At 72.8% G+C, this 21,339-nt stretch carries 24 protein-coding genes; 8 read left to right on the forward strand and 16 right to left on the reverse strand.

What is annotated here, in order from left to right; translation table 11 throughout:
• Nucleotides 1–18: 18 nt before the first annotated feature.
• From AC069T_RS21650 to AC069T_RS21665, 4 genes are all read right to left on the reverse strand, one after another.
• Entirely contained in the window at nucleotides 19–753 is a 735-nt protein-coding gene (locus tag AC069T_RS21650; protein WP_478784300.1) for an HAD family hydrolase, read from the reverse strand.
• Nucleotides 754–952: 199 nt separating this feature from the next.
• Nucleotides 953–2,209 carry a GNAT family N-acetyltransferase gene (locus AC069T_RS21655; protein ID WP_478784301.1) on the reverse strand — a complete coding sequence of 419 codons (1,257 nt, stop codon included), beginning with the start codon at nucleotides 2,207–2,209 and terminating at the stop codon, nucleotides 953–955.
• Nucleotides 2,210–2,413: 204 nt separating this feature from the next.
• Nucleotides 2,414–3,367 (reverse strand): asparaginase, encoded by a 954-nt coding sequence (locus AC069T_RS21660; protein WP_478784302.1) that lies wholly within the window; start codon nucleotides 3,365–3,367, stop codon nucleotides 2,414–2,416.
• Nucleotides 3,368–3,486: 119 nt separating this feature from the next.
• Nucleotides 3,487–4,131 carry an RsiG family protein gene (locus tag AC069T_RS21665; protein WP_478784303.1) on the reverse strand — a complete coding sequence of 215 codons (645 nt, stop codon included), beginning with the start codon at nucleotides 4,129–4,131 and terminating at the stop codon, nucleotides 3,487–3,489.
• A 173-nt stretch (nucleotides 4,132–4,304) separates the two neighbouring features.
• Between AC069T_RS21665 and dtd the strand changes: the two genes are divergently transcribed.
• Complete coding sequence (gene dtd / locus AC069T_RS21670) at nucleotides 4,305–4,742, forward strand: D-aminoacyl-tRNA deacylase (protein ID WP_478784304.1); 438 nt, start codon at nucleotides 4,305–4,307, stop codon at nucleotides 4,740–4,742.
• Between the two features lie 25 nt (nucleotides 4,743–4,767).
• On the opposite strand, the gene ygfZ is transcribed toward dtd, so the two are convergent.
• From ygfZ to AC069T_RS21685, 3 genes are read right to left on the reverse strand one after another with little or no spacing between them, the layout of a single operon-like run.
• Nucleotides 4,768–5,742, reverse strand: a complete 975-nt coding sequence (ygfZ, locus tag AC069T_RS21675) for a CAF17-like 4Fe-4S cluster assembly/insertion protein YgfZ (RefSeq protein WP_478784305.1) — start codon at nucleotides 5,740–5,742, stop codon at nucleotides 4,768–4,770.
• A gap of 10 nt (nucleotides 5,743–5,752) precedes the next feature.
• A complete protein-coding gene (locus AC069T_RS21680) occupies nucleotides 5,753–6,190 on the reverse strand; it encodes a Fur family transcriptional regulator (RefSeq protein WP_478784306.1) in 438 nt (145 codons plus the stop codon).
• Between the two features lie 49 nt (nucleotides 6,191–6,239).
• Entirely contained in the window at nucleotides 6,240–6,815 is a 576-nt protein-coding gene (locus AC069T_RS21685) for a heme-binding beta-barrel domain-containing protein (RefSeq protein WP_476754351.1), read from the reverse strand.
• A gap of 310 nt (nucleotides 6,816–7,125) precedes the next feature.
• On the opposite strand from AC069T_RS21685, the gene AC069T_RS21690 reads away from it, so the two are divergent.
• A complete protein-coding gene (locus tag AC069T_RS21690) occupies nucleotides 7,126–7,488 on the forward strand; it encodes a DsrE family protein (RefSeq protein WP_358854172.1) in 363 nt (120 codons plus the stop codon).
• A 57-nt stretch (nucleotides 7,489–7,545) separates the two neighbouring features.
• Here the strand turns inward: AC069T_RS21690 and AC069T_RS21695 are convergent, their stop codons facing one another.
• From AC069T_RS21695 to AC069T_RS21730, 8 genes are all read right to left on the reverse strand, one after another.
• Nucleotides 7,546–7,809 (reverse strand): DUF3099 domain-containing protein, encoded by a 264-nt coding sequence (locus tag AC069T_RS21695; protein WP_478784307.1) that lies wholly within the window; start codon nucleotides 7,807–7,809, stop codon nucleotides 7,546–7,548.
• An 89-nt stretch (nucleotides 7,810–7,898) separates the two neighbouring features.
• The gene (locus tag AC069T_RS21700; RefSeq protein ID WP_054232391.1) at nucleotides 7,899–8,186 is read right to left on the reverse strand and encodes a DUF1416 domain-containing protein; all 288 of its coding nucleotides are present in this window, start codon (nucleotides 8,184–8,186) and stop codon (nucleotides 7,899–7,901) included.
• A 43-nt stretch (nucleotides 8,187–8,229) separates the two neighbouring features.
• On the reverse strand, nucleotides 8,230–9,069 hold the full coding sequence (locus AC069T_RS21705) for a sulfurtransferase (protein ID WP_478784308.1): 840 nt from the start codon (nucleotides 9,067–9,069) through the stop codon (nucleotides 8,230–8,232).
• Nucleotides 9,070–9,222: 153 nt separating this feature from the next.
• Entirely contained in the window at nucleotides 9,223–9,303 is an 81-nt protein-coding gene (locus AC069T_RS21710; protein ID WP_350310325.1) for a putative leader peptide, read from the reverse strand.
• Nucleotides 9,304–9,540: 237 nt separating this feature from the next.
• A complete protein-coding gene (locus AC069T_RS21715) occupies nucleotides 9,541–10,284 on the reverse strand; it encodes an LmeA family phospholipid-binding protein (RefSeq protein ID WP_478784309.1) in 744 nt (247 codons plus the stop codon).
• A gap of 127 nt (nucleotides 10,285–10,411) precedes the next feature.
• Complete coding sequence (locus AC069T_RS21720; RefSeq protein WP_478784310.1) at nucleotides 10,412–12,043, reverse strand: hypothetical protein; 1,632 nt, start codon at nucleotides 12,041–12,043, stop codon at nucleotides 10,412–10,414.
• An 8-nt stretch (nucleotides 12,044–12,051) separates the two neighbouring features.
• Entirely contained in the window at nucleotides 12,052–12,306 is a 255-nt protein-coding gene (locus AC069T_RS21725; RefSeq protein ID WP_358854177.1) for a MoaD/ThiS family protein, read from the reverse strand.
• Nucleotides 12,307–12,404: 98 nt separating this feature from the next.
• A complete protein-coding gene (locus AC069T_RS21730; protein WP_478784311.1) occupies nucleotides 12,405–13,265 on the reverse strand; it encodes an alpha/beta hydrolase in 861 nt (286 codons plus the stop codon).
• Between the two features lie 278 nt (nucleotides 13,266–13,543).
• On the opposite strand from AC069T_RS21730, the gene AC069T_RS21735 reads away from it, so the two are divergent.
• Both AC069T_RS21735 and AC069T_RS21740 read left to right on the forward strand, forming a co-directional pair.
• Nucleotides 13,544–14,350: a winged helix-turn-helix transcriptional regulator gene (locus tag AC069T_RS21735; RefSeq protein ID WP_478784312.1), complete on the forward strand. Its 807-nt coding sequence runs from the start codon at nucleotides 13,544–13,546 to the stop codon at nucleotides 14,348–14,350.
• A 23-nt stretch (nucleotides 14,351–14,373) separates the two neighbouring features.
• Complete coding sequence (locus AC069T_RS21740) at nucleotides 14,374–15,396, forward strand: LacI family DNA-binding transcriptional regulator (RefSeq protein ID WP_478784313.1); 1,023 nt, start codon at nucleotides 14,374–14,376, stop codon at nucleotides 15,394–15,396.
• Nucleotides 15,397–15,448: 52 nt separating this feature from the next.
• On the opposite strand, the gene AC069T_RS21745 is transcribed toward AC069T_RS21740, so the two are convergent.
• Nucleotides 15,449–17,206 (reverse strand): trypsin-like serine protease, encoded by a 1,758-nt coding sequence (locus AC069T_RS21745; RefSeq protein ID WP_478784314.1) that lies wholly within the window; start codon nucleotides 17,204–17,206, stop codon nucleotides 15,449–15,451.
• Nucleotides 17,207–17,577: 371 nt separating this feature from the next.
• Here AC069T_RS21745 and AC069T_RS21750 point away from each other — a divergent pair, with 371 nt between their 5' ends.
• The 4 genes from AC069T_RS21750 (at nucleotide 17,578) to AC069T_RS21765 (ending at nucleotide 21,272) form a co-directional block, all read left to right on the forward strand.
• Nucleotides 17,578–18,756 (forward strand): S1C family serine protease, encoded by a 1,179-nt coding sequence (locus tag AC069T_RS21750; protein WP_478784315.1) that lies wholly within the window; start codon nucleotides 17,578–17,580, stop codon nucleotides 18,754–18,756.
• A 38-nt stretch (nucleotides 18,757–18,794) separates the two neighbouring features.
• A complete protein-coding gene (locus tag AC069T_RS21755) occupies nucleotides 18,795–18,986 on the forward strand; it encodes a hypothetical protein (protein WP_478784316.1) in 192 nt (63 codons plus the stop codon).
• A 115-nt stretch (nucleotides 18,987–19,101) separates the two neighbouring features.
• Nucleotides 19,102–19,833, forward strand: a complete 732-nt coding sequence (locus AC069T_RS21760; protein ID WP_478784317.1) for a response regulator transcription factor — start codon at nucleotides 19,102–19,104, stop codon at nucleotides 19,831–19,833.
• A complete protein-coding gene (locus AC069T_RS21765) occupies nucleotides 19,830–21,272 on the forward strand; it encodes a HAMP domain-containing sensor histidine kinase (protein ID WP_478784318.1) in 1,443 nt (480 codons plus the stop codon). Before AC069T_RS21760 ends, AC069T_RS21765 begins: the two co-directional genes overlap by 4 nt.
• Nucleotides 21,273–21,339: the final 67 nt, after the last annotated feature.

Consider the following 21,339-nt stretch of genomic DNA (forward strand, 5'->3'; position numbering starts at 1 on the left):
GGACCGGGGGGACAGGGCCTACCCCCGCACCGCCGCCAGCACCGGCTCCAGGGAGTTCACCGTGACCTCCGCGCCGGCCTCCCGCAGGCACGTGTCCCTGGCCTCGTTGCGGGCGTGGCCGAGGAAGGGGACACCCGCCTGCCCGGCCGCCAGGAAGTCGGACGGGGTGTCGCCGATCATCAGGGCGGCGGCGGGGTCGGCCCCCAGTGCGGCGAGGGCCCGGGGGAGGCAGCGCGGGTCGGGCTCGCGAAGGTGCGGCTCCTGGGTCCGGCCGTGGATGTGGGGCTCGAAGCAGGCGAGCAGCCCGCGGGATTCGAGGTAAGCGCGGACCACGCGCGGGGAGCTGTTCGTGGCGACGGCGAGCCGCACGCCCACCGCGGTCCACGTGCGGACCAGCGGATCCGCGTACGGCGTGGGCATCGCCGAGGACACGGCGCGCAGTTCCTCCCGCGTGAGCCGCTCCTCCAGCTCCGCGACGAGGCCGTCACCGGGGCGGCGGCGGCCGACCGCGCGCAGGAGCCCGTACGGGTCCGGGGACTCGCGCTCCGCCTGCGTCAGCAGACCGCGCGGGCCGCGTCCCTCCAGCCACCTCACGAGGTCGCCGGCGACTCGTTCCGCCTTGTGGACGGTGAAGAGCGTGCAGAGCGGCCCGTCGAAACCGAGCAGCACGAAGCGTGCCCGGCCGGTCAGCTCCCGCAGGACCCGCGCCTCTTCCGTCACCCGGACAGTCCGCTTCGACGCGTCAGAAGTCACCAGGAGAGTGTCAGGTCCCTCGCGATGGTTGCCCAGAGGGCGTCGGACCACTTCCGCGATTCCTCCACGACGGCGTCCCGCTTCTCGGCAACCGCCCGTGGCCGGGCCGAAGGCGGGGGCCCGGGTCAGGCAGGAGGGATCAGGCGGGACCCCCAAGTGGAGTCAGCACCATCGGCGTTGGTCACGGGCTCGGGCGATGTCAGAAGACGTCCGGGCACCACGGCCGCCTGGAGGTGCGCAGCAGCGCGTCGGCGACGGAGGCGGCGCCCGCCCGTTCCTCCCGCACCCGGCCGAGCGCCGCGAGCCGCACCGCCGACTCGTCGCCCAGCCACAGGGAAGCCAACTCGCCTGCCTCCAGTGTGAGTTCCGCGTCCCGCCCGGTCGGGACACAGGACGCGCCGTCCGGCGCCGCGTCGAGCAGGTACCGTCCGGCCGACAGCCCGTCCCGGTCGGTGACCTCGAGGACCAGCGACCCGGTCCCGTCGTACGTACGCGCCTCCAGGGCCCGTACGACATCCAGGATCCGCACCCACAGCCAGTCGGCCCGGGTGGTGATGCGGGCGGCGCGGGGGTCGGGCAGGAGGTGCGGCAGCAGGTCGTCCGGGGCCCGCCGGCCCGACTTGACGCGGGCGATCCAGTCGATCGAGCAGAGGTACTGCCACAGGGCCCGCTCCGCGGCCGGGGTCACCGCGATCAGCCAGTTCACCGACGCCGTGTTGAGCGGCTGCTTCGCGTCGCCCCAGTTGTCGTCCGACGCGTAGGAGACCAGGCCCTCGACCTCACCGGCCGCCGAGCGGTAGAGGGCGTAGAAGGGCTCGGTCCACGGCGCGCGGTCCAGGACCAGCGCGCCGGTGTTCACCTGCCACCAGCGCTCGTCCCGGCTGACGGCACCGGGCTGGACGCGCCGGAGCCTCTCGTGCAGCTCGGGCCCGCTCTTGCGTACGTCCTCGGCGTCCACGAGGTCGATGCGGCCGCCGTCGGCCGGGCCCGACCAGCGGGGGTCGAGGCCCGTCCGCGGCACGTCGACCGTCCACTCGGCGGCGGTGGTCGCGGCACCGAAGCCGTACCGCCCGTAGATCGGGTACTCGGCGGCGATCAGCGTCGCCACCACGTCGCCGCGCTCCTTCGCCGCCGCGAGGTCCCGGGCCATCATGCGGGTGAGCAGTCCCCGGCGGCGGTGCGTGGCGGTCACGGTCACGTTCGAGATGGCGTCGGCGGGTACGGGGGCGCCGCCGACCGCCGTGAGCTCCTGCGGGAACGACCGGAACGTCGCCACGCACCGGGAACCGTCGAAGGCGCCCAGGGTCCGCTCCGGGACGATGTACGAAGACCGGTCGGCGACCTCCTGCTCCGACACGGCCGGCGACCGGAGGAAGCCGGTGTTCAGGGCGCGGATCCAGTCGGGGATCTCGGCCTCCGTGATCGCTCGTACGTCGGTGTCGTCACGATGGGTCATGAGGTCACGCTAGGTCCCTGGCGGGGCGGGTGTCGCCGGGTTTTCGCCCCCTGCGCCCCTGCCCCGACCGTCCCGTCCCGCGGGTGCTCCACGCGCGGTCCACGCCCGTGTCACGCCGATGGCCTCCGGCGCTCAGAACGCCGGGCGGATCTCCCCGACCTCCCGGCCGGCACCCAGCAGGGGCGTGCCGATGGCCTCCGGCGCTCAGAACGCCGGGCGGATCTCCCCGACCTCCCGGCCGGCACCCAGCAGGGGCGCGTGCCCGATGCGGGACACCACCGGGGCGTCCACACCGAGGAGGGCGAGGGCTCGGGCCAGGACGGGGCCCAGCGCCCGGACCGAGCCGTCGTCGATCTTGAAGGCGAGGGCGCGGCCGTCGGGCAGGGCGACCGCCTGGACGGCCTCGGCGCCCATCTTCGACAGCGTGCCGGGCACCTCCCGCATGAGCCAGGTGTCGGGACGGCGGGTGCCGGCGACGTACTCCGGGTGGGCGCGCATCGCGTCGGCGACCCGGCGCTCGGCGGTGCCGGGCGCGGCCAGCACGAAGGAGCGGAAGGCGCGGGCCAGACCGGTCAGCGTGATCGCCATCAGCGGGGCGCCGCAGCCGTCCGTGCCGACCGCGGCCACCTGCTCGCCGGCCGCGTCCTCCACCACGGAGTGGATCAGCCGCTGGAGGGGATGGCCGGGGTCCAGGTAGGAGTCCAGCGGCCAGTCGCGCAGGCGGCAGACGGCGAGCATGGCGGCGTGCTTGCCGGAGCAGTTCATGGTCACCCGGTCCCGGACCGCGCCGGCGGCCAGGTACGTCTCGGCCTCGACGGGGTCCAGCGGCAGGTCCGCGGGGCACTGCAGCTGCTCCGGGGTGAGTCCGTGCTCGGTCAGCATCTTCTGGACGAGGTCACGGTGGAAGGGCTCGCCCGAGTGGCTGGCGGCGGCCAGCGCCAGGCGCTCGCCCGCGAGGTCGAGGCCCGCCCGCAGGACACCGGCCGCCTGCATCGGCTTGTTGGAGGACCGGGGGAAGACGGGGGCACGCACGTCTCCCAGAGCCAGGTCCACCGATCCGTCCGCGGCCAGCAGCACCAGGCTGCCCCGGTGACGGCCCTCGACGAAGCCGGAACGGACGATCTCGGCGAGGACGGGGGGTATGGCGGGGACGGACATGTGCGCGGGCCTTCCGGGGCGGGACCCGCCCCGGCGACGGCGGGCGCGCTCCGCGGGCACCCGGTCGGGGCGCCGGGGTCACTCCGGCCGGGACGCCCGGGATCACCGGGGCCACCGCGTCACATGAGCAGGTCGTCTACTTGTGCTTCTCCCTCACGGTACCTGCGGGCGATCTCCGCGCTGCAATCGTCGGCGGTGCGCTGGAGCCGCTGGCGCCGCCGGGAGACCTGCTGCTCGTAGCGCACCAGCCGGCCCATCCCGTCGTTCAGCTCGTCGTCCGTACGGGCCTCGAGGTCCGACAGCTCGACCTCGGACAGCATGTCGGCGGCCAGCCGCCGGTACTCCTCGCCGCGCGGTGTGCCGACCGTCACGTGCCGGGCCGACGAGCGGTGCCGGGCGGGCGCGTCCGTGAGGATCTCGGGGAGCCGGTCCATGAGCGAGGGCACCGCGACGAGTCCGGGCGGCGCCGGCAGGCCCCCGCGGCGGGCGAGCTCGGCCCGCAGGATGTCGATACGGCCCTGGAGCAGCCGCCGCACATAGCTGAGGTCGGCCTCGTCCCGCTGGGCGTCCCGGCGCAGGGTGCGCAGCTCGGGCAGGCCCAGCACGGCGAGTTCGGGCTCGGGCGGGTCCACGGCCAGCGGGCTGTCGGTGCGCTGCACGGGCGGCCGGTGAGGGGCGCCCGCGCCGTCGCCGCTCCCGCGCGGGCTGTTACGGGTCAATGACACGGTCCCGGGCGGGCGCCCGGTACTGCTCGGTGTGCTCATGTGCCTCTGCCGTCCCCTCGACCGGTGCGGTCCACCGCGTATGAGCTTCGCGGTACCTGCATGGTGCCACCCCCGGAGCCCGCTATGTGACCGAGTGCCCCCGAACGGCCCCGGATGGGGGGTTCGAACCCCCCGTAAATCACGCGAAGGGCCCGCACGGCATGATGGTCCGCATGCGTGCGGTGGTGCAGAGAGTGGACGGCGCGAGCGTCGTCGTGGACGGGGCGGACGGCCCGGAGACGGTCGGCGGGATCAGCGGCGAGGGGCTGTGCGTCCTGGTGGGCGTCACCCATGACGACACCAAGGAGAAGGCGGCCCAACTGGCGCGCAAGCTCTGGTCGGTCCGGATGCTCAGCGAGGAGCGTTCCTGCTCGGACATCGACGCGCCGCTGCTGGTCGTCAGCCAGTTCACGCTCTACGGCGACGCCCGCAAGGGCCGCCGCCCCACCTGGAACGCGGCCGCGCCCGGTGAGGTCGCCGAGCCCCTGGTCGACGAGGTGGTCGCCCAGCTCCGGTCGCTGGGCGCCACGGTGGCGACGGGCCGGTTCGGCGCGTCGATGCGGGTCTCGCTGACGAACGACGGCCCGTTCACGGTCCTGCTGGAGATGTGACGCCCACGGCCCGCACCCCGGACCTCTACGGTTCGACGACGACCTCCTGGGCCGCCGCCGTCGTGTCGGCGAGGAGCCGCGCGGTTGGCGGAACGTTCCGCTTCACCAGGGCCAGCGCGATGGGGCCCAGCTCGTAGTGGCGTACGGACGTCGTCACGAAGCCGATCTTGCGGCCGTCGGGACCCTCGTCCGCGATGCGCAGTTCCGTGCCGTGCGGCGGCAGATGGACCTCGCTGCCGTCCAGGTGCAGGAAGACCAGCCGGCGCGGGGGCTTGCCCAGGTTGTGGACGCGGGCGACCGTCTCCTGGCCGCGGTAGCAGCCCTTCTGGAGGTGGACGGCGCTGCCGATCCAGCCCAGTTCGTGCGGGATGGTGCGGTGGTCGGTCTCGAAGCCGAGCCGCGGGCGATGGTGTTCGACGCGCAGCGCCTCGTACGCCAGCAGTCCGACCGCCGGTCCGTGGCCGCCGGTGTCCGCCGCGAACGCCTCCAGCCCGGCGCGCGGCAGGAAGAGGTCGCGCCCGTGGGGGGTCTCGCGGACGACGACGCCCTGCGGGACCTCGGCGATGGAACCGGCCGGCAGGTGCACGACCGCGATCTCCCCCGTCCGGTCGGCGACGTCGACGCGGTAGAAGAACTTCATGGACTCCAGGTACGCGATCAGGGCGTCCTGGGTGCCGGGCTCGGTGTGCATCCACACCGTCTCGCCGTCGTCGACGAGGTACAGCGCGTGTTCGATGTGGCCGTTGGCGGAGAGGATCAGCGCCTCGGTGGCACGGCCGGCGGGGAGGTCGCTGACGTGCTGGGTGAGCAGCAGGTGCAGCCAGCTCAGCCGGTCCGGGCCAAAGACGGCGACGACGCCGCGGTGCGAGAGGTCGACGAAGCCGGTGCCGTCGGCGAGGGTCCGCTGCTCGCGGAACAGGTCGCCGTAGTGGGCTGCGACACCTTCGTCCACACCCTCGGCGGGCACGGCGCCGGGCAGGGACAGCAGGGGGCTCTTCATACGCCTAACCCTACGACTCGGTAATTGAAGTCTTGAGCGTGCAGCTCTGGCAGCGCCCGAAGATCGCGAAGTGCTTCAGGTCCGTGTCGAAGCCGAAGGTGTCCCGCAGTTTGGCGGTGAACTCGGCGGCCACCTCGACGTCGGCCTCGATGACGTTCGTGCAGTCACGGCAGACCAGGTGGATGTGGTGGTGCCGGTCGGCCAGGTGGTACGTCGGGGCACCGTGCCCGAGGTGGGCGTGACTGACCAGACCGAGCTCCTCCAGGAGCTCCAGCGTCCGGTAGACGGTGGAAATGTTGACCCCCGACGCCGTCTTCCTCACCTCGATGAGGATGTCGTCGGGGGTCGCGTGCTCCAGGGTGTCCACGGCTTCGAGGACAAGCTGGCGCTGCGGCGTCAGCCGGTAGCCGCGCTGCCTCAGGTCGCTCTTCCAGTCGGTGCTCACCACACCGGAAGTGTATGGCCACCCGGCCGGAGCCGCCGGGGACTCGGTCGGCCTACTTGAAGAAGGCGATCCCGTCGTCCGGCATGTCGTCCGGCAGGGCCTTGGCCCAGCGCTCGACGTCCTCCGGGGTGACGACCTTCTTCAGGTGCGCCGACAGGTAGGGGCGCAGCTCGACCTCGGGGGTCTGCTTCTCGCCGACCCACATCAGGTCGCTCTTCACGTAGCCGTACAGCCGCTTGCCGCCGGTGTACGGACCGGAGGCCGCCGTGCGGGCCACGGCGTCGGTGACCAGGTCGATCTGCGGCTTCTTGGCGGCCAGCTCGCCGTACCAGATCTCGACGACGCCGTCGTCGCGGGTCATGACGACCTCGACCTTGCGGTTGCCGTCGATGCGCCAGAAGCCGGACTCGGTCTCCAGCGGCCTGACCTTGTTCCCGTCGGTGTCGAGGACCCAGGTGCGGGAGTGGTACTCCAGGAAGTCCCGGCCGTCGTGGCTGAAGGAGACCTCCTGCCCGAAGTTGCACTTCTCGGAACCGGGGAAGTCGTGGACGCCGGCGCCGGCCCAGCTGCCGAGCAGGAAGGCGAGCGGGACGAGGTCCTTGTGGAGGTCGGACGGGATCTCGATCATGAGCAGCTTTTCGTCGGGGGCGTCGGGGACGTCGCGGAGGTCAGGGACGACGCGGGGTCAGCGCTGGCCCTGGTACAGCTTCTTCACGGTCAGTCCGGCGAAGGCGAGGACGCCGACGCAGACCAGGACCAGCAGGGCTTCGAAGAATGCCTCAAGCACGGGGTGCTCCTCGATTGAGCGGGGTGGAAGTACAAGAGCCGGGTCCCAGCTTAGTGGGCGGGGACCCGGCTCTCTCTGTGAGGTCGCCCTCGGGGTCACCGTCCGCTGATGTCCTCGATACGTTGATCACGACGCGGACTACCATGCGGCCATGGCGAAGAAGCTCGTGATCAAGGTGACCGCGGGGGCCGATGCCCCCGAGCGCTGCTCGCAGGCGTTCACCGTCGCGGCGGTGGCGGTGGCCAGCGGTGTCGACGTCTCCCTCTGGCTGACCGGGGAGTCCGCGTGGTTCGCGCTGCCGGGCCGGGCGGCGGAGTTCGAGCTCCCGCACGCGGCGCCGCTGCCCGAGCTGATCCACTCGATCATGGCGGCCGGCCGCATCACCCTGTGCACCCAGTGCGCGGCCCGCCGGGACATCACGGAGAAGGACGTCCTCGAGGGCGTCCGCATCGCGGGCGCCCAGGTGTTCGTGCAGGAGGCGATGGCCGACGGGACGCAGGCGCTCGTCTACTGAGACGCGCCCCGGGAGCGGCGGGCACGGATGCCGGGCCGGGCGGCGCGGTGGCCGCCACTACTGCGGCCGGCGCCTCTTCCCGTCCAGCTCGTCCCACCACTCGTCGGACTTCGGGTCCCCCGAGGGGTCGTCCCACCACCGGTCCTCGGGCCCGCGCCGGTTGGCCACCATCGCGGCCACCGGCGGGATCACCATCGCCACCACACACATCCCGACGGCCGCGGGAACCGACCAGATCCGCACGACCGCCCAGGCCAGGACGAAGAGGCCGATGCACGTCGCCATCAGGGCGAAGTAGGCGTGCCGCCGTCGCGCGTACATACCTCCAGCGTAGGCCGCGGACAGCCGAAGGGCCGCACCCCGAGCGTCCAACCCTGGGGTGCGGCCCTGCGGCCGTTCGGGTGCCGCCGTCAGACGGCGATCGCGACCTCGGCGAGGCCGCCCGTCTGCGCGACGACCGTACGGTCCGCGGTGCCACCGGGGACCAGGGCCCGGACGGTCCAGGTGCCCTCGGCCGCGTAGAAGCGGAACTGTCCGGTCGCCGAGGTCGGAACCTCGGCGGTGAACTCGCCCGTCGAGTCCAGCAGACGGACGTAACCGGTGACGGGCTCGCCGTCGCGGGTCACCTGACCCTGGATGGTGGTCTCACCGGGCTTGATCGTCGACGCGTCGGGGCCGCCGGCCTTCGCTCCACACATAAGTTCTGTCCTTCGGGTGATGAGGGGTCGCGGAGGCCGCGGATTACTTGTTGGCGCCGAGCTCGATCGGCACACCGACGAGGGAGCCGTACTCGGTCCAGGAGCCGTCGTAGTTCTTGACGTTCTCGACACCGAGCAGCTCGTGCAGCACGAACCAGGTCAGCGCGGAACGCTCACCGATGCGGCAGTACGCGATGGTGTCCTTGGCGAGGTCGACCTGCTCGGCGGCGTAGAGCTCCTTGAGCTCCTCGTCCGACTTGAAGGTGCCGTCGTCGTTGGCGTTCTTCGACCACGGGATGTTGCGGGCGCTCGGGACGTGGCCCGGGCGCTGCGACTGCTCCTGCGGGAGGTGGGCCGGGGCGAGCAGCTTGCCGGAGAACTCGTCGGGCGACCGCACGTCGACCAGGTTCTGCGAGCCGATCGCGGCGACGACGTCGTCACGGAAGGCGCGGATCGCCGTGTTCTGCGGCTTGGCCCGGTACTCGGTCCTCGGGCGGGCCGGGACCTCGGCGACCAGGTCGCGGGAGTCGAGCTCCCACTTCTTGCGGCCGCCGTCGAGGAGCTTCACGTTCTCGTGGCCGTAGAGCTTGAAGTACCAGTAGGCGTACGAGGCGAACCAGTTGTTGTTGCCGCCGTAGAGGACCACCAGCGTGTCGTTGGCGATGCCCTTCTCCGACAGGAGCTTCTCGAAGCCCTCCTGGTCGACGAAGTCACGGCGGACCGGGTCCTGGAGGTCCTTGGTCCAGTCGATCCGGATCGCGTTGCGGATGTGGTTCTTCTCGTACGCGGACGTGTCCTCGTCGACCTCGACGACGGCCACGTTCGGGTCGTCCAGATGCTCTTGGACCCAGTCGGCGTCTACCAGGACATCGCTGCGGCTCATGCTCGTTCTCCTCCGGGGCAGGTGCGGCGGGGCTGTGCGGTGTAGAGGGGGTGCGCGGTACACGGTCACGACAGCGGTGGTGTACGCGGCGCACGCGTGGCCCTGACGGGGATGGTCCACGGGCCGGGAATGCGGAAGTACGCGGGCTTCCGCTCAGAAGGTGCGACAGAGCATGGCGGCGACGCGGCACAGGTCTACTGCCCGCCGCTTCGTGAGATCCGCCTGTCGCTTCATGACAGCGATCGTAGGGACGGACAGGCGCGGATGTCACCGGCGTGTCGCATTTTGAGACGCGATCGTCCGCGATGTGAGAAGCAGTCGCCCGCCGGTGCCGCCGCGGCCCGGTTCCCGGGCGCCCCGTCCCCCGTCCCGCCCGCCGGACGGACCGGGCGTCTCGCCCTTCGGACATCTGTCCGACCGCCGCCGGGCGTCCCGTCCCCGGGCCCGTCCCGCTTCGTCGGTCTGCGGCCCTCAGCCGACCAGCTTGACGTTCGAGCCCTTCACCTTGATGTCGACGCCGTTCTTCGCGGCCTCGACCTTGTCGAGCGCGATGCCGCCGGGGAGTTCGTCGATCTTCTGCTCGAAGTCGGTGATCGTGCGGATCTTGCCCTCGGCGAGCTCGACGCCCAGCTTGGGCAGGCTGTCGGCGTGCACCTTGACGGTGTCGCCCGCCACGCTGGCCGAGCTGAGCACGGAGACCGGCTGGGGCAGCTTGGTGCCGAGGACGGTCGCCTCGACCTTGACCTTGATCTTGCCGTTGCCGCCGTCCGAGAGGCCGACCACCCGGGCGGTGACACCGGGGGCGACCTGGACGGGCTCGGACTTGGCGGCCTTGAGCAGCTCGTCGTAGGAGATGGTGGCGGTGCCCGTGGCGCGGTCCGCCGTCGCGGAGCTGTAGTCGCCGCTGAAGGCGACGCCGTGCATCTCGGCGTTCAGGTCGTCGATGCGGATCGAGTCGGTGGCCGCGGCCGTACCGCCCGTCGAGGCCTGGTAGTTCCTGATGCCGACCTCGACGTCGTCGAGCTCGCCGCCGGCGACCTGGGTGAGGAAGGGGAAGCCCTTGATGGACACGTCGGGGGTGTCGGTCAGGCCCTCACTGCTCTTGATCCGGTCGGCCGCCTCGTCCTCGGCGAAACCGACCGCGACGCGGTCCGCGATCACGAAGAGACCGCCCAGGATCACGACGACGATCAGAAGTATTCGCAGTGCGCGCATGCTCGGTGTTCCCCCACTCGGCGGCCGGCCGACGACCTGGGCGGCCGTCCTCCGTGAGCCTAGCCCCGCGGGACCCGGGACCGGAGGGCCCCACGGGGTTGTCGATCAGCTGTGACGAACATCCGTGCTAGCCGAGCGCCCGGCCCAGGAGGTAGACCGCCGGAGCCGCCGCGGCGAGCGGCAGGGCCACGCCGGCCGTCATGTGGACGAAGCGGGACGGGTAGTCGTAGCTGGCGACCCGGTGGCCGATCAGCGCGCAGACACCCGCGCCGAGCCCCAGGAAGGCGCCCTGGGCACCGAGGTCCGTCAGTCCGCCCACCGCGACGCCCGCACCCGCGGCCGCCAGCAGCGCCACCACCACGGACGCCGCCGTGGGCAGCGGCAGGGCGCGGGCCAGGACCGCCACGGCGACCGCCGCGGCCCCGACGGTCACCGCGTCCGGCTCGGCGGCGAGGTGTCCGGCCGCGACGATCGCCAGCGCCGCCGAGACCACGGTCGCCGTCAGGCCGTACATCCGGGTGTCCGGGTCGGCGTGGCTGCGCAGCTGGAGCACCAGGGTGAGCAGCACCCACACGCCGAGGGTGCCGAGGATCGCGGCGGGCGCGTTCTCCCGCCCCACGGCGAGCAGCGCGGTGTCCGCGACCAGCGCCCCGGCGAAGGCCAGCGCGATGCCCTGCCTGGCCGGCCACATGCCGTTCAGCCGGAACCAGCCGGCCGCGGTGACGGCCTGGAGCAGCACCAGGGGGACGACGAGCGCGTACGGCCCGACCGTCGCGGCACCGGCGAGCAGCAGCCCGAGCAGGGCCGTGAGGGCCGCGGGTTGCATCCCCGGCTCGATGATGGGCGACCGGCCCTCGGCCCGGGCCCGCTGGGCGTCGGTGATCCGCGGGTTGCCTGTGACGGTCGGCGGACCGTAGCCGGAACCGGCGTCGCCGCCACCGCCAGGAACGGCCCCGCCGACGAGCGGCGCCGCCTCGGCGCCCCCCGGCACCGGGTGAACGGAGTCTGCGGAGGCGACGCCGTAACCGGAAACGGCGGGCGTGGAACCGTACCCGGCATCAGCGGGCGCGGAACCGTACCCGGAACCGGCCGGCGCGGAACCGTAGCCGGAACCGGCCGGCGCGGAACCGTAGCCGGAACCGGCCGGCGCGGAGCCATGACCGGTACCGCCGGGCGCGGAGCCGTAGCCCGAATCGGCGTGGCCGGTGCCGTGGCCGGTGCCGTGGCCGGGGTCGGCCGACGCGTTCCACCGGCCCTCGCCGGAGTCCGCGGCACCGGCCCACTGGCCGTCGGACGCGTAGCCGCCGTCCGCCTGCCCGGCAAAGGAGCCGCCGTTCCACCCGGCGTCGGACGCGTAGGCGCCGTTCCCCTGTGCTTCGGCGGAGCCGCCGTTCCACCCGGCGTCGGACGCGGAGGCCGCGGTCCACCGGGCGCCGGGGTCGGCGGGCCCGTTCCACGGGGCGGCGGGGGCCTCGGGCGGCAGCGGTCCGCCCGCCGTGCCGTACGGGGACGGCTCGGCGTACCCCTGCGGCGGCAGGTACGCCGTGTCCGCGGCGGAGGCCTGCGGCTGCGCCTGGGTCTCCCAGGTCTGCCCCTCCCACTGCTGGGTGTACTGGTGGGACTGCTGCTGCGCCTCGTCGTACCCCTGCTGCCCGGGCCAGCCGGACTGCGGCCGGTCCGGAGTCCGCGGCCGGTCCTGCCGGTACGGGTCGTACCCCTCGTACGGGGGCTCGTACGGCTCGTGGGGCTGGTTGCTCATGCTCTGGGTCACCCTCCTGCGAACGGCGGGAGCACCTCGACCGTGCCGCCCTCGGCCAGCCGTACCGTCTCATGTCCGCGGGTGCCCACGGGGTCACCGTCGATGAGGAAGGAGCATCGCCGCAGGACCCCGGTGAGTTCGCCGGGGTGGCGCTCGCGCGCCGCGTCGAGCGCCTCGGCGAGCGTCGTCGCCTCGTACGGCTCCTCGGCGACGCCGGCCGCGGCCTTGGCGGCGGCCCAGTACCGCACCGTGCCCTTTGCCATCTGGTCCCTCGATCAGTACTGAAGTCGGTGCCGGCGCCGTCGTGGCGTCGACACCGTCAGGCTAGTGCCCCGGCCGGTGTCGACAACGCTCGTGATCATCAGACCTGGCCCGCGTGCGCCGCGGCCCAGCGCCCGATGCGGGCCAGCAGTTCGTCCCCGGCCGCGTTCTCGGCGTGGCCCATCCCGTGCTCCAGCCACAGTTCGGCGTGGCCCCGGGCCGCCTCCGCCAGCATCTTCGGGTGGTCGACCGGGAAGTAGCCGTCCCGGTCGCCGTGCACGATCAGCAGCGGGGTCGGCGCGATCAGGGGCACCGACTCGACCGGGGACGGGGGTACCGGGTCCCAGTCGCGGTGGTGGATGCGGGTGCGCAGGCCGTAGCGGCCGACGGCACGGCCCACCGGACGGGTCACCAGCCAGTGCAGGCGCCGCATGGGGGCCGTACCGCGGTAGTACCACCGGGCCGGGGCGCTCACGGCCACCACGGCGTCGACGCGCGCCTCCGTGCGCCCCTCGTGCTCCGGGGCCTTCGGACCGTCCGCGAGCGCGGCGTGGCGCAGCACCACCGAGCCGCCCATCGAGAAGCCGACCGTGGCCACCCGGGTGTGCCCGAGTTCACGTGCCCACGCCACCGCGGCCGCGAGGTCGAGGACCTCCCGGTCGCCGACCGTGGACCGGCCGCCGGAGGCGCCGTGGCCGCGGAAGGAGAAGGTCACGACGGCCGCGTACCGGGCGAAGGCGTCCGCCGCCCGGCGCAGGTGCGGGCGTTCCAGGTCACCCGTGAAACCGTGCGCGACGACGATCACCAGGTCGTCGGACGTACCCCTTCCGGGGGTGTACGCGGCGTCGACGGTGACCCCGTCGGCCGTGCGCAGGAACGTCCGCACCGGGGTGCGGGGGCCTGTCTCACCTGGTGGAATTCTGGAAGATCGGGTCACACGACCTGCCGGACCTGAGCTCATGTGGGCTATTCTGCTGGGCAGAGGACTCGGGCAGTGAAGCCCCCGGGTCCTTTTGCGCTTTCCGGAGCGTTGTATACGAAGCCGGTATACGAAGCGGTCCGGAGCGGCGCAGTGGACCCCGGGGCGCGGGATCCGCACCGCAGTAAGAAGCAGTGCCGCAACTCCCCCACGGCCTCACGGACGTGGGAGGTGCCCCATGCAGGGACCGAGGAGGAACCAGACGTTATGGGCGAGCGAACCGTGCACGAACGCAGGACGCCCCAGGCAGGTGGGGCGCGATGAGTTCTCTGCTGCTCCTGACCAATGCCCTTCAGCCGTCGACGGAGGTGCTCCCCGCTCTCGGCCTGCTGCTGCACAACGTGCGCGTGGCTCCGGCGGAGGGCCCCGCACTCGTCGACACCCCCGGTGCCGACGTCATCCTCGTCGACGGCCGCCGTGACCTCCCGCAGGTCCGCAGCCTGTGCCAGCTGCTGCGCTCCACCGGGCCCGGCTGTCCGCTCGTCCTCGTCGTGACCGAGGGCGGCCTCGCCGCCGTCACCGCCGACTGGGGCATCGACGACGTGCTGCTCGACACCGCGGGGCCGGCCGAGGTCGAGGCGCGGCTGCGGCTGGCCATGGGCCGCCAGCAGATCGTCAGCGACGACTCCCCCATGGAGATCCGCAACGGCGATCTCTCCGTGGACGAGGCGACGTACAGCGCGAAGCTCAAGGGCCGGGTCCTGGACCTGACCTTCAAGGAGTTCGAACTCCTGAAGTACCTGGCGCAGCACCCCGGCCGCGTGTTCACGCGCGCCCAGCTGCTCCAGGAGGTCTGGGGCTACGACTACTTCGGCGGTACGCGCACGGTCGACGTCCACGTACGGCGGCTGCGCGCGAAGCTCGGCCCGGAGCACGAGTCGCTGATCGGGACCGTCCGGAACGTCGGTTATCGATTCGTTACGCCGGAGAAGGTGGAGCGGGCCGCGGAGAAGGCGGCCCGGCCAAAGCCGGACGAGGCGGACGAGGCGGCACACCCGGACACCGCGGACGCTGCGGAGGCTGCGGCGGAGGCGCAGGAAGCCGCCGTACGGCCTGCCCAGAGGTAGGTCCATCCGCGTAGACTCCGCGCGTGGCCAAGGTGACTCGGGATGACGTGGCGCGACTGGCGGGTACCTCCACCGCCGTCGTGAGCTATGTCATCAACAACGGACCCCGGCCGGTCGCCCCGGCCACGCGCGAGCGTGTCCTCGCCGCGATCAAGGAGCTGGCGTACCGGCCCGACCGGGTCGCCCAGGCCATGGCCTCGCGCAAGACCGAGCTCATAGGCCTGATCGTGCCGGACGCCCGCCAGCCCTTCTTCGGGGAGATGGCGCACGCGGTCGAACAGGCCGCCGCCGAGCGCGGGAAGATGGTGCTGGTCGGCAACTCGGACTACATCGCGGAGCGCGAGGTCCACTATCTGCGGGCCTTCCTCGGTATGCGGGTCTCCGGGCTCATCCTGGTGAGCCACGCCCTCAACGACAACGCCGCCGCCGAGATCGAGGCCTGGGACGCCCGCGTGGTCCTGCTGCACGAGCGGCCCGAGGCCATCGACGACGTCGCGGTGGTCACGGACGACACCGGCGGCGCCCAGCTCGCCACCCGCCACCTGCTGGAGCACGGCCACGCGTACGTCGCCTGTCTGGGCGGCACCGCCGAGACGCCCGCCGTGGGAGACCCCGTCTCCGACCACGTCGAGGGCTGGCGGCGGGCGATGCAGGAGGCCGGCATCCCCACCGAGGGCCGCCTCTTCGAGGCCCCTTACAACCGCTACGACGCCTATCAGGTCGGCCTTCGGCTGCTGGCCGGGCCCGACCGCCCGCCGGCCATCTTCTGCTCCACCGACGACCAGGCGATCGGCGTGCTGCGCGCCGCGCGCGAGCTGCGCATCGACGTGCCGGGCGAGCTGGCCGTGGCCGGCTTCGACGACGTCAAGGAGGCGGCGCTGACGGATCCGCCGCTGACGACGATCGCGTCCGACCGGTCCGCGATGGCCCGCGCGGCCGTCGACCTCGTCCTCGACGACGGGCTGCGGGTCGCCGGGTCGCGGCGGGAGCGGCTGAAGCAGTTCCCCTCGCGACTGGTCGTACGACGCTCCTGCGGCTGCGCGTAGCGGGGACCCGCGGGGCCTGTCGCGGCCGTCGCGGATCCCCTGGGGCCCGTCGCTAGAACAGCAGGTTGTACTGGTTGAAGCCGGTGCCCAGGCTCACCCGTGAGCCGAACAGGGAGCTGGACGCCTTGTTGGTGCCCGGGTAGAGCCAGAGAGTGCCGCCCGAGTCGCGCGTGACGACGTCCGCGATGCCGTCGCCCGTCACGTCGCCGTTCGCCACGTACGAGGTGAAGTTCCAGCCGGTACGGGCCTGGATCCGCGCCGACCAGGGCGTCTTCTCCTGCTGTGTGCCCCGGTAGAGGTAGAGGACGCCGGAGCTGTCGCGGACCAGCAGGTCGGCCCGGCCGTCGCCGGACAGGTCGCCGTGGCCGAAGATCTTCACGTTCTTCCAGGCCTTGTCGACGACCTTGACCCGGCCGTAGAACTGGCCGGTGCCCTTGCCCGGGTAGAGGTAGACCGAGCCGTCGGCGTCCACCGCGACGAGGTCGGGGCGGGCGTCGCCGGTCAGGTCGCCGGGCACCGCATAGGACTTGTAGCCGCCCCACACCGAGCTGATCTGCATCCAGGTGTACTCGCCGGACGGGTGGTCGAGGTAGCTGCGGTAGAGCTTGCCGTCGGTCTTGTCGCGGACGATGAGGTCCTGGAACCAGTCGCGGTCCAGGTCGGCCTGGAGACCCCAGCTGACGCCCTGCCAGTCGGCGCCCACGTACTTCCGCCGGCTGAGCGAGGTGCCCTTGCTGTCCTGCTCGAAGAGCCCGCCGGACGGCGTACGGGCCAGCACGTCGGCGCGGCCGTCGAAGGACTGGTCGGCGTCGTCGATGCGCGGCTGGGCCGCCCAGGTGTACGAGGACACCTTGGTGAAGACCGGGTAGGCGCCCTTGGCGGTGCAGCCCGCGACGCCCCAGGACACGATGCCGACGATCTTGCCGCTGACGATCACCGGTCCGCCGGAGTCGCCGTTGCAGGGACTCTCGGTGCCCTCGTCGGTCCCGCTCGCCGGGGTGCCCGCGCAGAACATCGAGCCCTCGGCGAAGGCGTCCTCACCGAGGACCGACCGCATCGCGGAGTCGCAGGTGGCGTCGTCGACCAGCGGCAGGGCCGCCCGTCGCAGCTTCGTGGACAGCTGGGCGCCGTCGGCGCCGGACGTCAGTCCCCAGCCGTAGACCGTGCCGGTCAGACCGGGCGTGTACCAGGGGGTGTCGTTGGCGGCCGCGAGCCGCATCCACGGCTGCTCCAGCGGGCGGTCGAGGGTGAGGACCGCGATGTCGTTCCGGACAGTCGCCTCGTCGTAGCGCGGGTGGTTCCACTGCTGCCAGACGCCCGCGACCGTGCCGTTGGTGTCGTCGTACAGGTCGGTGGTGCCGGCCAGGACGGCGCCGTTCTTCGCCCAGTCGAGGCCCGCGACGCAGTGGGCGGCGGTGAGGACCTTGTTCGGGGCGACGAGGGTGCCGCCGCAGAAGTAGCCGTCGCCGGTGGCGTCGTCGTAGTAGGCGAGCTGCACCATCCAGGGGGCGCTCGCGATGGTGGTCTGGCTGCCGCCGATGACGAACGGGGTCTTCTTCGCGGCGGCCGTCGCGGGAGTCGCCCGGTCCTCGGCGGCCTCGACCACCCGGTGGCGCAGCTCCCGGGCGGAGGCGGCCGGGGCCGGGGCGGCGGAACGGGCGACGTTCGCGTCGGGCAGTCCGGACGGGTCGCCGGCCGCGGCGGCGGGCTGGGCGGCGAGGGCGCCGGCGCAGCTCAGCGCCAGCGCGAGGGCGGCCGCGGGCAACGCCGTGACCAGACGTTCGGTACGGCCGCGCAGGGCACGTATCACTCAGGGCTCCTGGGGTGGTGGTGTCGTCCCGGGGCCCGTCCGAACGGGTCGGAGCGCGGGCCCCGGGAGGATCCGGGAAGCGTGGCGGAACCCGAGAAGGGCGTACGACGCACCGGCCCGCACTGCGCGCAGCAGTCGGGCGAAACCGCGGAGCCCCCCTCCGGCGCGGTGATCGTAGGCCGCGCGCCCCGGCCCGCACACGGGTCGCACAGCCCGCGGACAAGTGTTCGTCCGGCGCCATCCGTGCCCTCACGTCCGCGCCACCCGGTGTTCGCCGGGCCCGGGCGTCTTTATATCGGGCATACGAGGTTCTGTCGGGCTTCTCAGCGGCCCCTCAGGGAGCTCTCATGATGAGGGGCGAGTCTCGTCCCATGACCGAGAGCTTCCGCCGCAGCGGCGAGTACGAGCACCCCCAGCAGGGCGACCAGTCCGGGTACGTCCAGGGCGACCAGCAGCCCGCGTACCCCCGGCAGCAGCACGCCTCCTCCCCCGTGAACCCCGAGTGGCCGCCCCCGCCGGCGTACGAGCCGGGCACGCCGGTCCCGGTCGCGCCGGGCACCACGGTGTGGCCCGGCACGGGCGGGAACGGTGCCGGCGGCGGCGCGGGGGGCCACGCCGGACCGGCCGCCGAGCCCTTCCACGGCGGGGCAGCCGCGGCTCCCCGCAGGCGCGCCCGGGGCCCGCTGGGCCTGCTCGCGGCGGTGGCGATCGCGGCGGCGGCCGTGGGCGGCGGCACCGCGTACGCCTTCCAGGAGCTGACCGGCCAGGACACCGTGGCGACGTCCAGCACGAGCACGAACGTGGTGCCCGCCGGCAAGAAGGGGACCGTCGCCCAGGTCGCCTCGGCGGTCAGCCCGAGCATCGTGGAGATCAGCGCCACCTCGAACGCCGGCGAGTCCACCGGCTCGGGCGTGATCATCACCGGCGGCGGCGAGATCATCACCAACAACCACGTCATCTCCGGCGCCTCCTCGATCAAGGTGACGACGAACGACGGCAGGTCGTACACCGCGAAGGTCGTCGGCACCGACAGCAAGAAGGACCTCGCGCTGATCAGACTCCAGAACGCGCCGTCCGGCCTGAAGACCGCCACGCTCGGCGACTCCTCCGCCGTCCGGGTCGGCGACGAGGTCGTCGCGATCGGGTCCCCCGAAGGGCTGACCGGCACCGTCACCAGCGGCATCGTCTCCGCGCTCGACCGCGACGTGACCGTCTCCACGGACGAGAGCCAGGGCCGGCAGGAGGGCGGCGGCAGCGGGCAGTGGCCCTTCGAGTACGGCGGCCGGCAGTTCAACGGCGACACCGGCTCGTCCACGACGACGTACAAGGCGCTCCAGACGGACGCCTCGCTGAACCCGGGCAACTCCGGCGGCGCGCTGATCGACATGAACGGCAACATCATCGGCATCAACTCCGCGATGTACTCGGCCGCCTCGGACTCCTCGTCCGGTTCGTCGGGCGCGGGCAGCGTCGGCCTCGGCTTCGCCATCCCGGTCAACACCGTCAAGTCCGACCTGGACACCCTGCGCGCCGGCGGCTCGGACAGCTGAGCCGCCCCGCCCGGGGACCAGTGACCGAGGAGGTCGACATGATCCAGCAGGTTCCGTTCCGGCAGGTCACCCACACCGTCACGGCCGGCGGCCCGGCCGGGCTCCGCCTCGCCCTCGCGGTCACCGGGGAGCTGCACCCGCCCCCGGCCCGGGCCCCCGAGATGCCGCCGGTCGCCGCCCGGGCCGCCCGCCGGGCCCGGGACCGCCGTCGCGCCGCCGTCCGCGGCTGACACCGGCCGCCGTACGACGGTCTCGTACGAGGCCGGTCCCCGCTGAGCGGCCCGGAAACGTGCGAGGCTGAAAGTCCCCGCAACCGTCCCACCGCATCCGAGGAACAGAACGCCGATGAGCCCCGCCGAAGGCGACCGTGAACCCCAGCGCATTCTGATCGTCGACGACGAGCCGGCGGTGCGCGAAGCACTCCAGCGCAGCCTCGCCTTCGAGGGGTACGGCACCGAGGTCGCCGTCGACGGCGCGGACGCGCTGGAGAAGGCGACCGCCTACCAGCCCGACCTGGTCGTCCTGGACATCCAGATGCCCCGGATGGACGGCCTGACGGCGGCCCGCCGGATGCGCGGCGCCGGCACGACCACGCCGATCCTGATGCTCACCGCCCGCGACACCGTCGGCGACCGGGTCACCGGGCTCGACGCGGGCGCCGACGACTACCTGGTCAAGCCCTTCGAACTGGACGAACTCTTCGCCCGCATCCGGGCGTTGCTGCGGCGCAGCTCGTACGCGGCCACCGCGCCCGGCGCCCCCGGGGACGACGCGCTCACGTTCGGCGACCTGCGCATGGATTTGGCGACCCGGGAGGTCACCCGGGGCGGGCGGCAGGTCGAGCTGACCCGCACGGAGTTCACTCTCTTGGAGATGTTCCTCGCCCACCCGCGCCAGGTCCTCACCCGCGAGCAGATCCTGAAGGCGGTCTGGGGCTTCGACTTCGAGCCGAGCTCCAACTCCCTGGACGTGTACGTCATGTACCTGCGGCGCAAGACCGAGGCGGGCGGCGAGCCGCGCCTCGTCCACACGGTGCGGGGCGTGGGGTACGTGCTCCGCTCGGGCGGCGCGGAGTGAGCCGAGCCCTGCGCCGTTTCCGGTCCCTGCCGATCCGGTCCCGGCTGGCCCTGCTGGTCGCGGCGGCGGTGGCGTTCGGGGTGGCGGCGGTTTCGGTGACGTGCTGGTTCATCGTGCGGGGGAAGCTCGACGAGCAGGTGAACGCCTCGCTCGACAACATCGACAACAACCTGCGCGGCACCGACGTGACGGCCCTGATTGCGAGCTGCACGGACACGTCCTCGGGCAAGCTGCGGACGCCGTACTACACGCAGCTGGTCACGGCGAGCGGCAAGACCTGCGTGTTCCCCGACTCCGCGGGCATCGTGAAGGCCACCGGCGAGGACGAGGCCGTGGCCGCGAACCCCGACCCTGGCGTGCGCACCCTGCACGACAGCACCGACGCGGACGGCCGTGCCGTGCGGGTGGCGACCCTCCCGGTCATGGTCGGCCCCGGACCCGCGTCGCAGCCCTACCCGGGCGTCGCGCTGATGGTCGGCGTCTCGCTCGAGGACACCCAGAAGACCCTCAAGGACCTGGCCCTCGTCCTCCTCCTCGTCTCCGGCATCGGAGTGGTGGGTGCCGGGGCCGCCGGACTGGCCGTCGCCCGCGCCGGCCTGCGTCCCGTCGACAAGCTCACCGAGGCCGTGGAGCACGTCGCGCGGACCGAGGACCTCGGCATCCGCATCCCCGTGGAGGAGGACGGCGAGGACGAGATCGCGCGGCTGTCCCGCTCGTTCAACTCGATGACCGCGTCGCTGGCGAACTCCCGCGAGGTGCAGCAACAGCTGATCGCGGACGCCGGCCACGAGCTGCGCACGCCGCTCACCTCGCTCCGTACGAACATCGAACTGCTCGCCCGCAGCGAGGAGACGGGCCGCGCGATTCCCCCGGCGGACCGCAAGGCGCTGCTCGCCTCCGTCACCGCGCAGATGACCGAACTGGCGGCGCTGATCGGCGACCTGCAGACGCTGTCGCGGACGGACTCGGGCCAGTCGGGGGACCGCGTCCAGGTGATCGCGTTGCAGGACACCGTGGACGCGGCGCTGCGCCGCGCGAGGCTGCGCGGGCCGGAGCTGACGATCTCGGCGGACCTCCACCCCTGGTTCGTCCGGGCGGAGCCGGCCGCGCTGGAGCGGGCGATCGTGAACGTGCTCGACAACGCGGTCAAGTTCAGCCCCGAGGGCGGCACCGTCGAGGTCGTCCTCGACGGGGGTGTCCTCACCGTCCGGGACCACGGCCCCGGCATCCCCGCCGACGAACTCCCGTACGTCTTCGACCGGTTCTGGCGTTCCCCGTCGGCCCGCGCGCTCCCGGGCTCGGGCCTCGGCCTGTCCATCGTGGCCCGCACGGTCCAGCGGTCCGGCGGCGAGGTCTCGCTGACGCCCGCGGAGGGCGGCGGCACCGTCGCGACCGTCCGGCTGCCCGGCGCGCCGACGCCCCCGCCGGAAGCGCCGTAGACCCCAACTGCCTCGGCGCGGAACTGCGTTGCCGTCGGATGCGTCTCTTTGGTACGAATGATCGGCC

This window comes from Streptomyces sp. NPDC043867 (assembly GCF_056435845.1).

Excerpts from the sequence above, each read along its gene's own strand:
- AC069T_RS21655 (WP_478784301.1), bottom strand. The coding sequence starts at position 2,209 with ATGACCCATCGTGACGACACCGACGTACGAGCGATCACGGAGGCCGAG.
- AC069T_RS21660 (WP_478784302.1), bottom strand. The coding sequence starts at position 3,367 with ATGTCCGTCCCCGCCATACCCCCCGTCCTCGCCGAGATCGTCCGTTCC.
- AC069T_RS21665 (WP_478784303.1), bottom strand. The coding sequence starts at position 4,131 with ATGAGCACACCGAGCAGTACCGGGCGCCCGCCCGGGACCGTGTCATTG.
- dtd (WP_478784304.1), top strand. The coding sequence starts at position 4,305 with ATGCGTGCGGTGGTGCAGAGAGTGGACGGCGCGAGCGTCGTCGTGGAC.
- ygfZ (WP_478784305.1), bottom strand. The coding sequence starts at position 5,742 with ATGAAGAGCCCCCTGCTGTCCCTGCCCGGCGCCGTGCCCGCCGAGGGT.
- AC069T_RS21685 (WP_476754351.1), bottom strand. The coding sequence starts at position 6,815 with ATGATCGAGATCCCGTCCGACCTCCACAAGGACCTCGTCCCGCTCGCC.
- AC069T_RS21690 (WP_358854172.1), top strand. The coding sequence starts at position 7,126 with ATGGCGAAGAAGCTCGTGATCAAGGTGACCGCGGGGGCCGATGCCCCC.
- AC069T_RS21695 (WP_478784307.1), bottom strand. The coding sequence starts at position 7,809 with ATGTACGCGCGACGGCGGCACGCCTACTTCGCCCTGATGGCGACGTGC.
- AC069T_RS21700 (WP_054232391.1), bottom strand. The coding sequence starts at position 8,186 with ATGTGTGGAGCGAAGGCCGGCGGCCCCGACGCGTCGACGATCAAGCCC.
- AC069T_RS21705 (WP_478784308.1), bottom strand. The coding sequence starts at position 9,069 with ATGAGCCGCAGCGATGTCCTGGTAGACGCCGACTGGGTCCAAGAGCAT.
- AC069T_RS21710 (WP_350310325.1), bottom strand. The coding sequence starts at position 9,303 with ATGAAGCGACAGGCGGATCTCACGAAGCGGCGGGCAGTAGACCTGTGC.
- AC069T_RS21715 (WP_478784309.1), bottom strand. The coding sequence starts at position 10,284 with ATGCGCGCACTGCGAATACTTCTGATCGTCGTCGTGATCCTGGGCGGT.
- AC069T_RS21720 (WP_478784310.1), bottom strand. The coding sequence starts at position 12,043 with ATGAGCAACCAGCCCCACGAGCCGTACGAGCCCCCGTACGAGGGGTAC.
- AC069T_RS21725 (WP_358854177.1), bottom strand. The coding sequence starts at position 12,306 with ATGGCAAAGGGCACGGTGCGGTACTGGGCCGCCGCCAAGGCCGCGGCC.
- AC069T_RS21730 (WP_478784311.1), bottom strand. The coding sequence starts at position 13,265 with ATGAGCTCAGGTCCGGCAGGTCGTGTGACCCGATCTTCCAGAATTCCA.
- AC069T_RS21735 (WP_478784312.1), top strand. The coding sequence starts at position 13,544 with ATGAGTTCTCTGCTGCTCCTGACCAATGCCCTTCAGCCGTCGACGGAG.
- AC069T_RS21750 (WP_478784315.1), top strand. The coding sequence starts at position 17,578 with ATGACCGAGAGCTTCCGCCGCAGCGGCGAGTACGAGCACCCCCAGCAG.
- AC069T_RS21755 (WP_478784316.1), top strand. The coding sequence starts at position 18,795 with ATGATCCAGCAGGTTCCGTTCCGGCAGGTCACCCACACCGTCACGGCC.
- AC069T_RS21760 (WP_478784317.1), top strand. The coding sequence starts at position 19,102 with ATGAGCCCCGCCGAAGGCGACCGTGAACCCCAGCGCATTCTGATCGTC.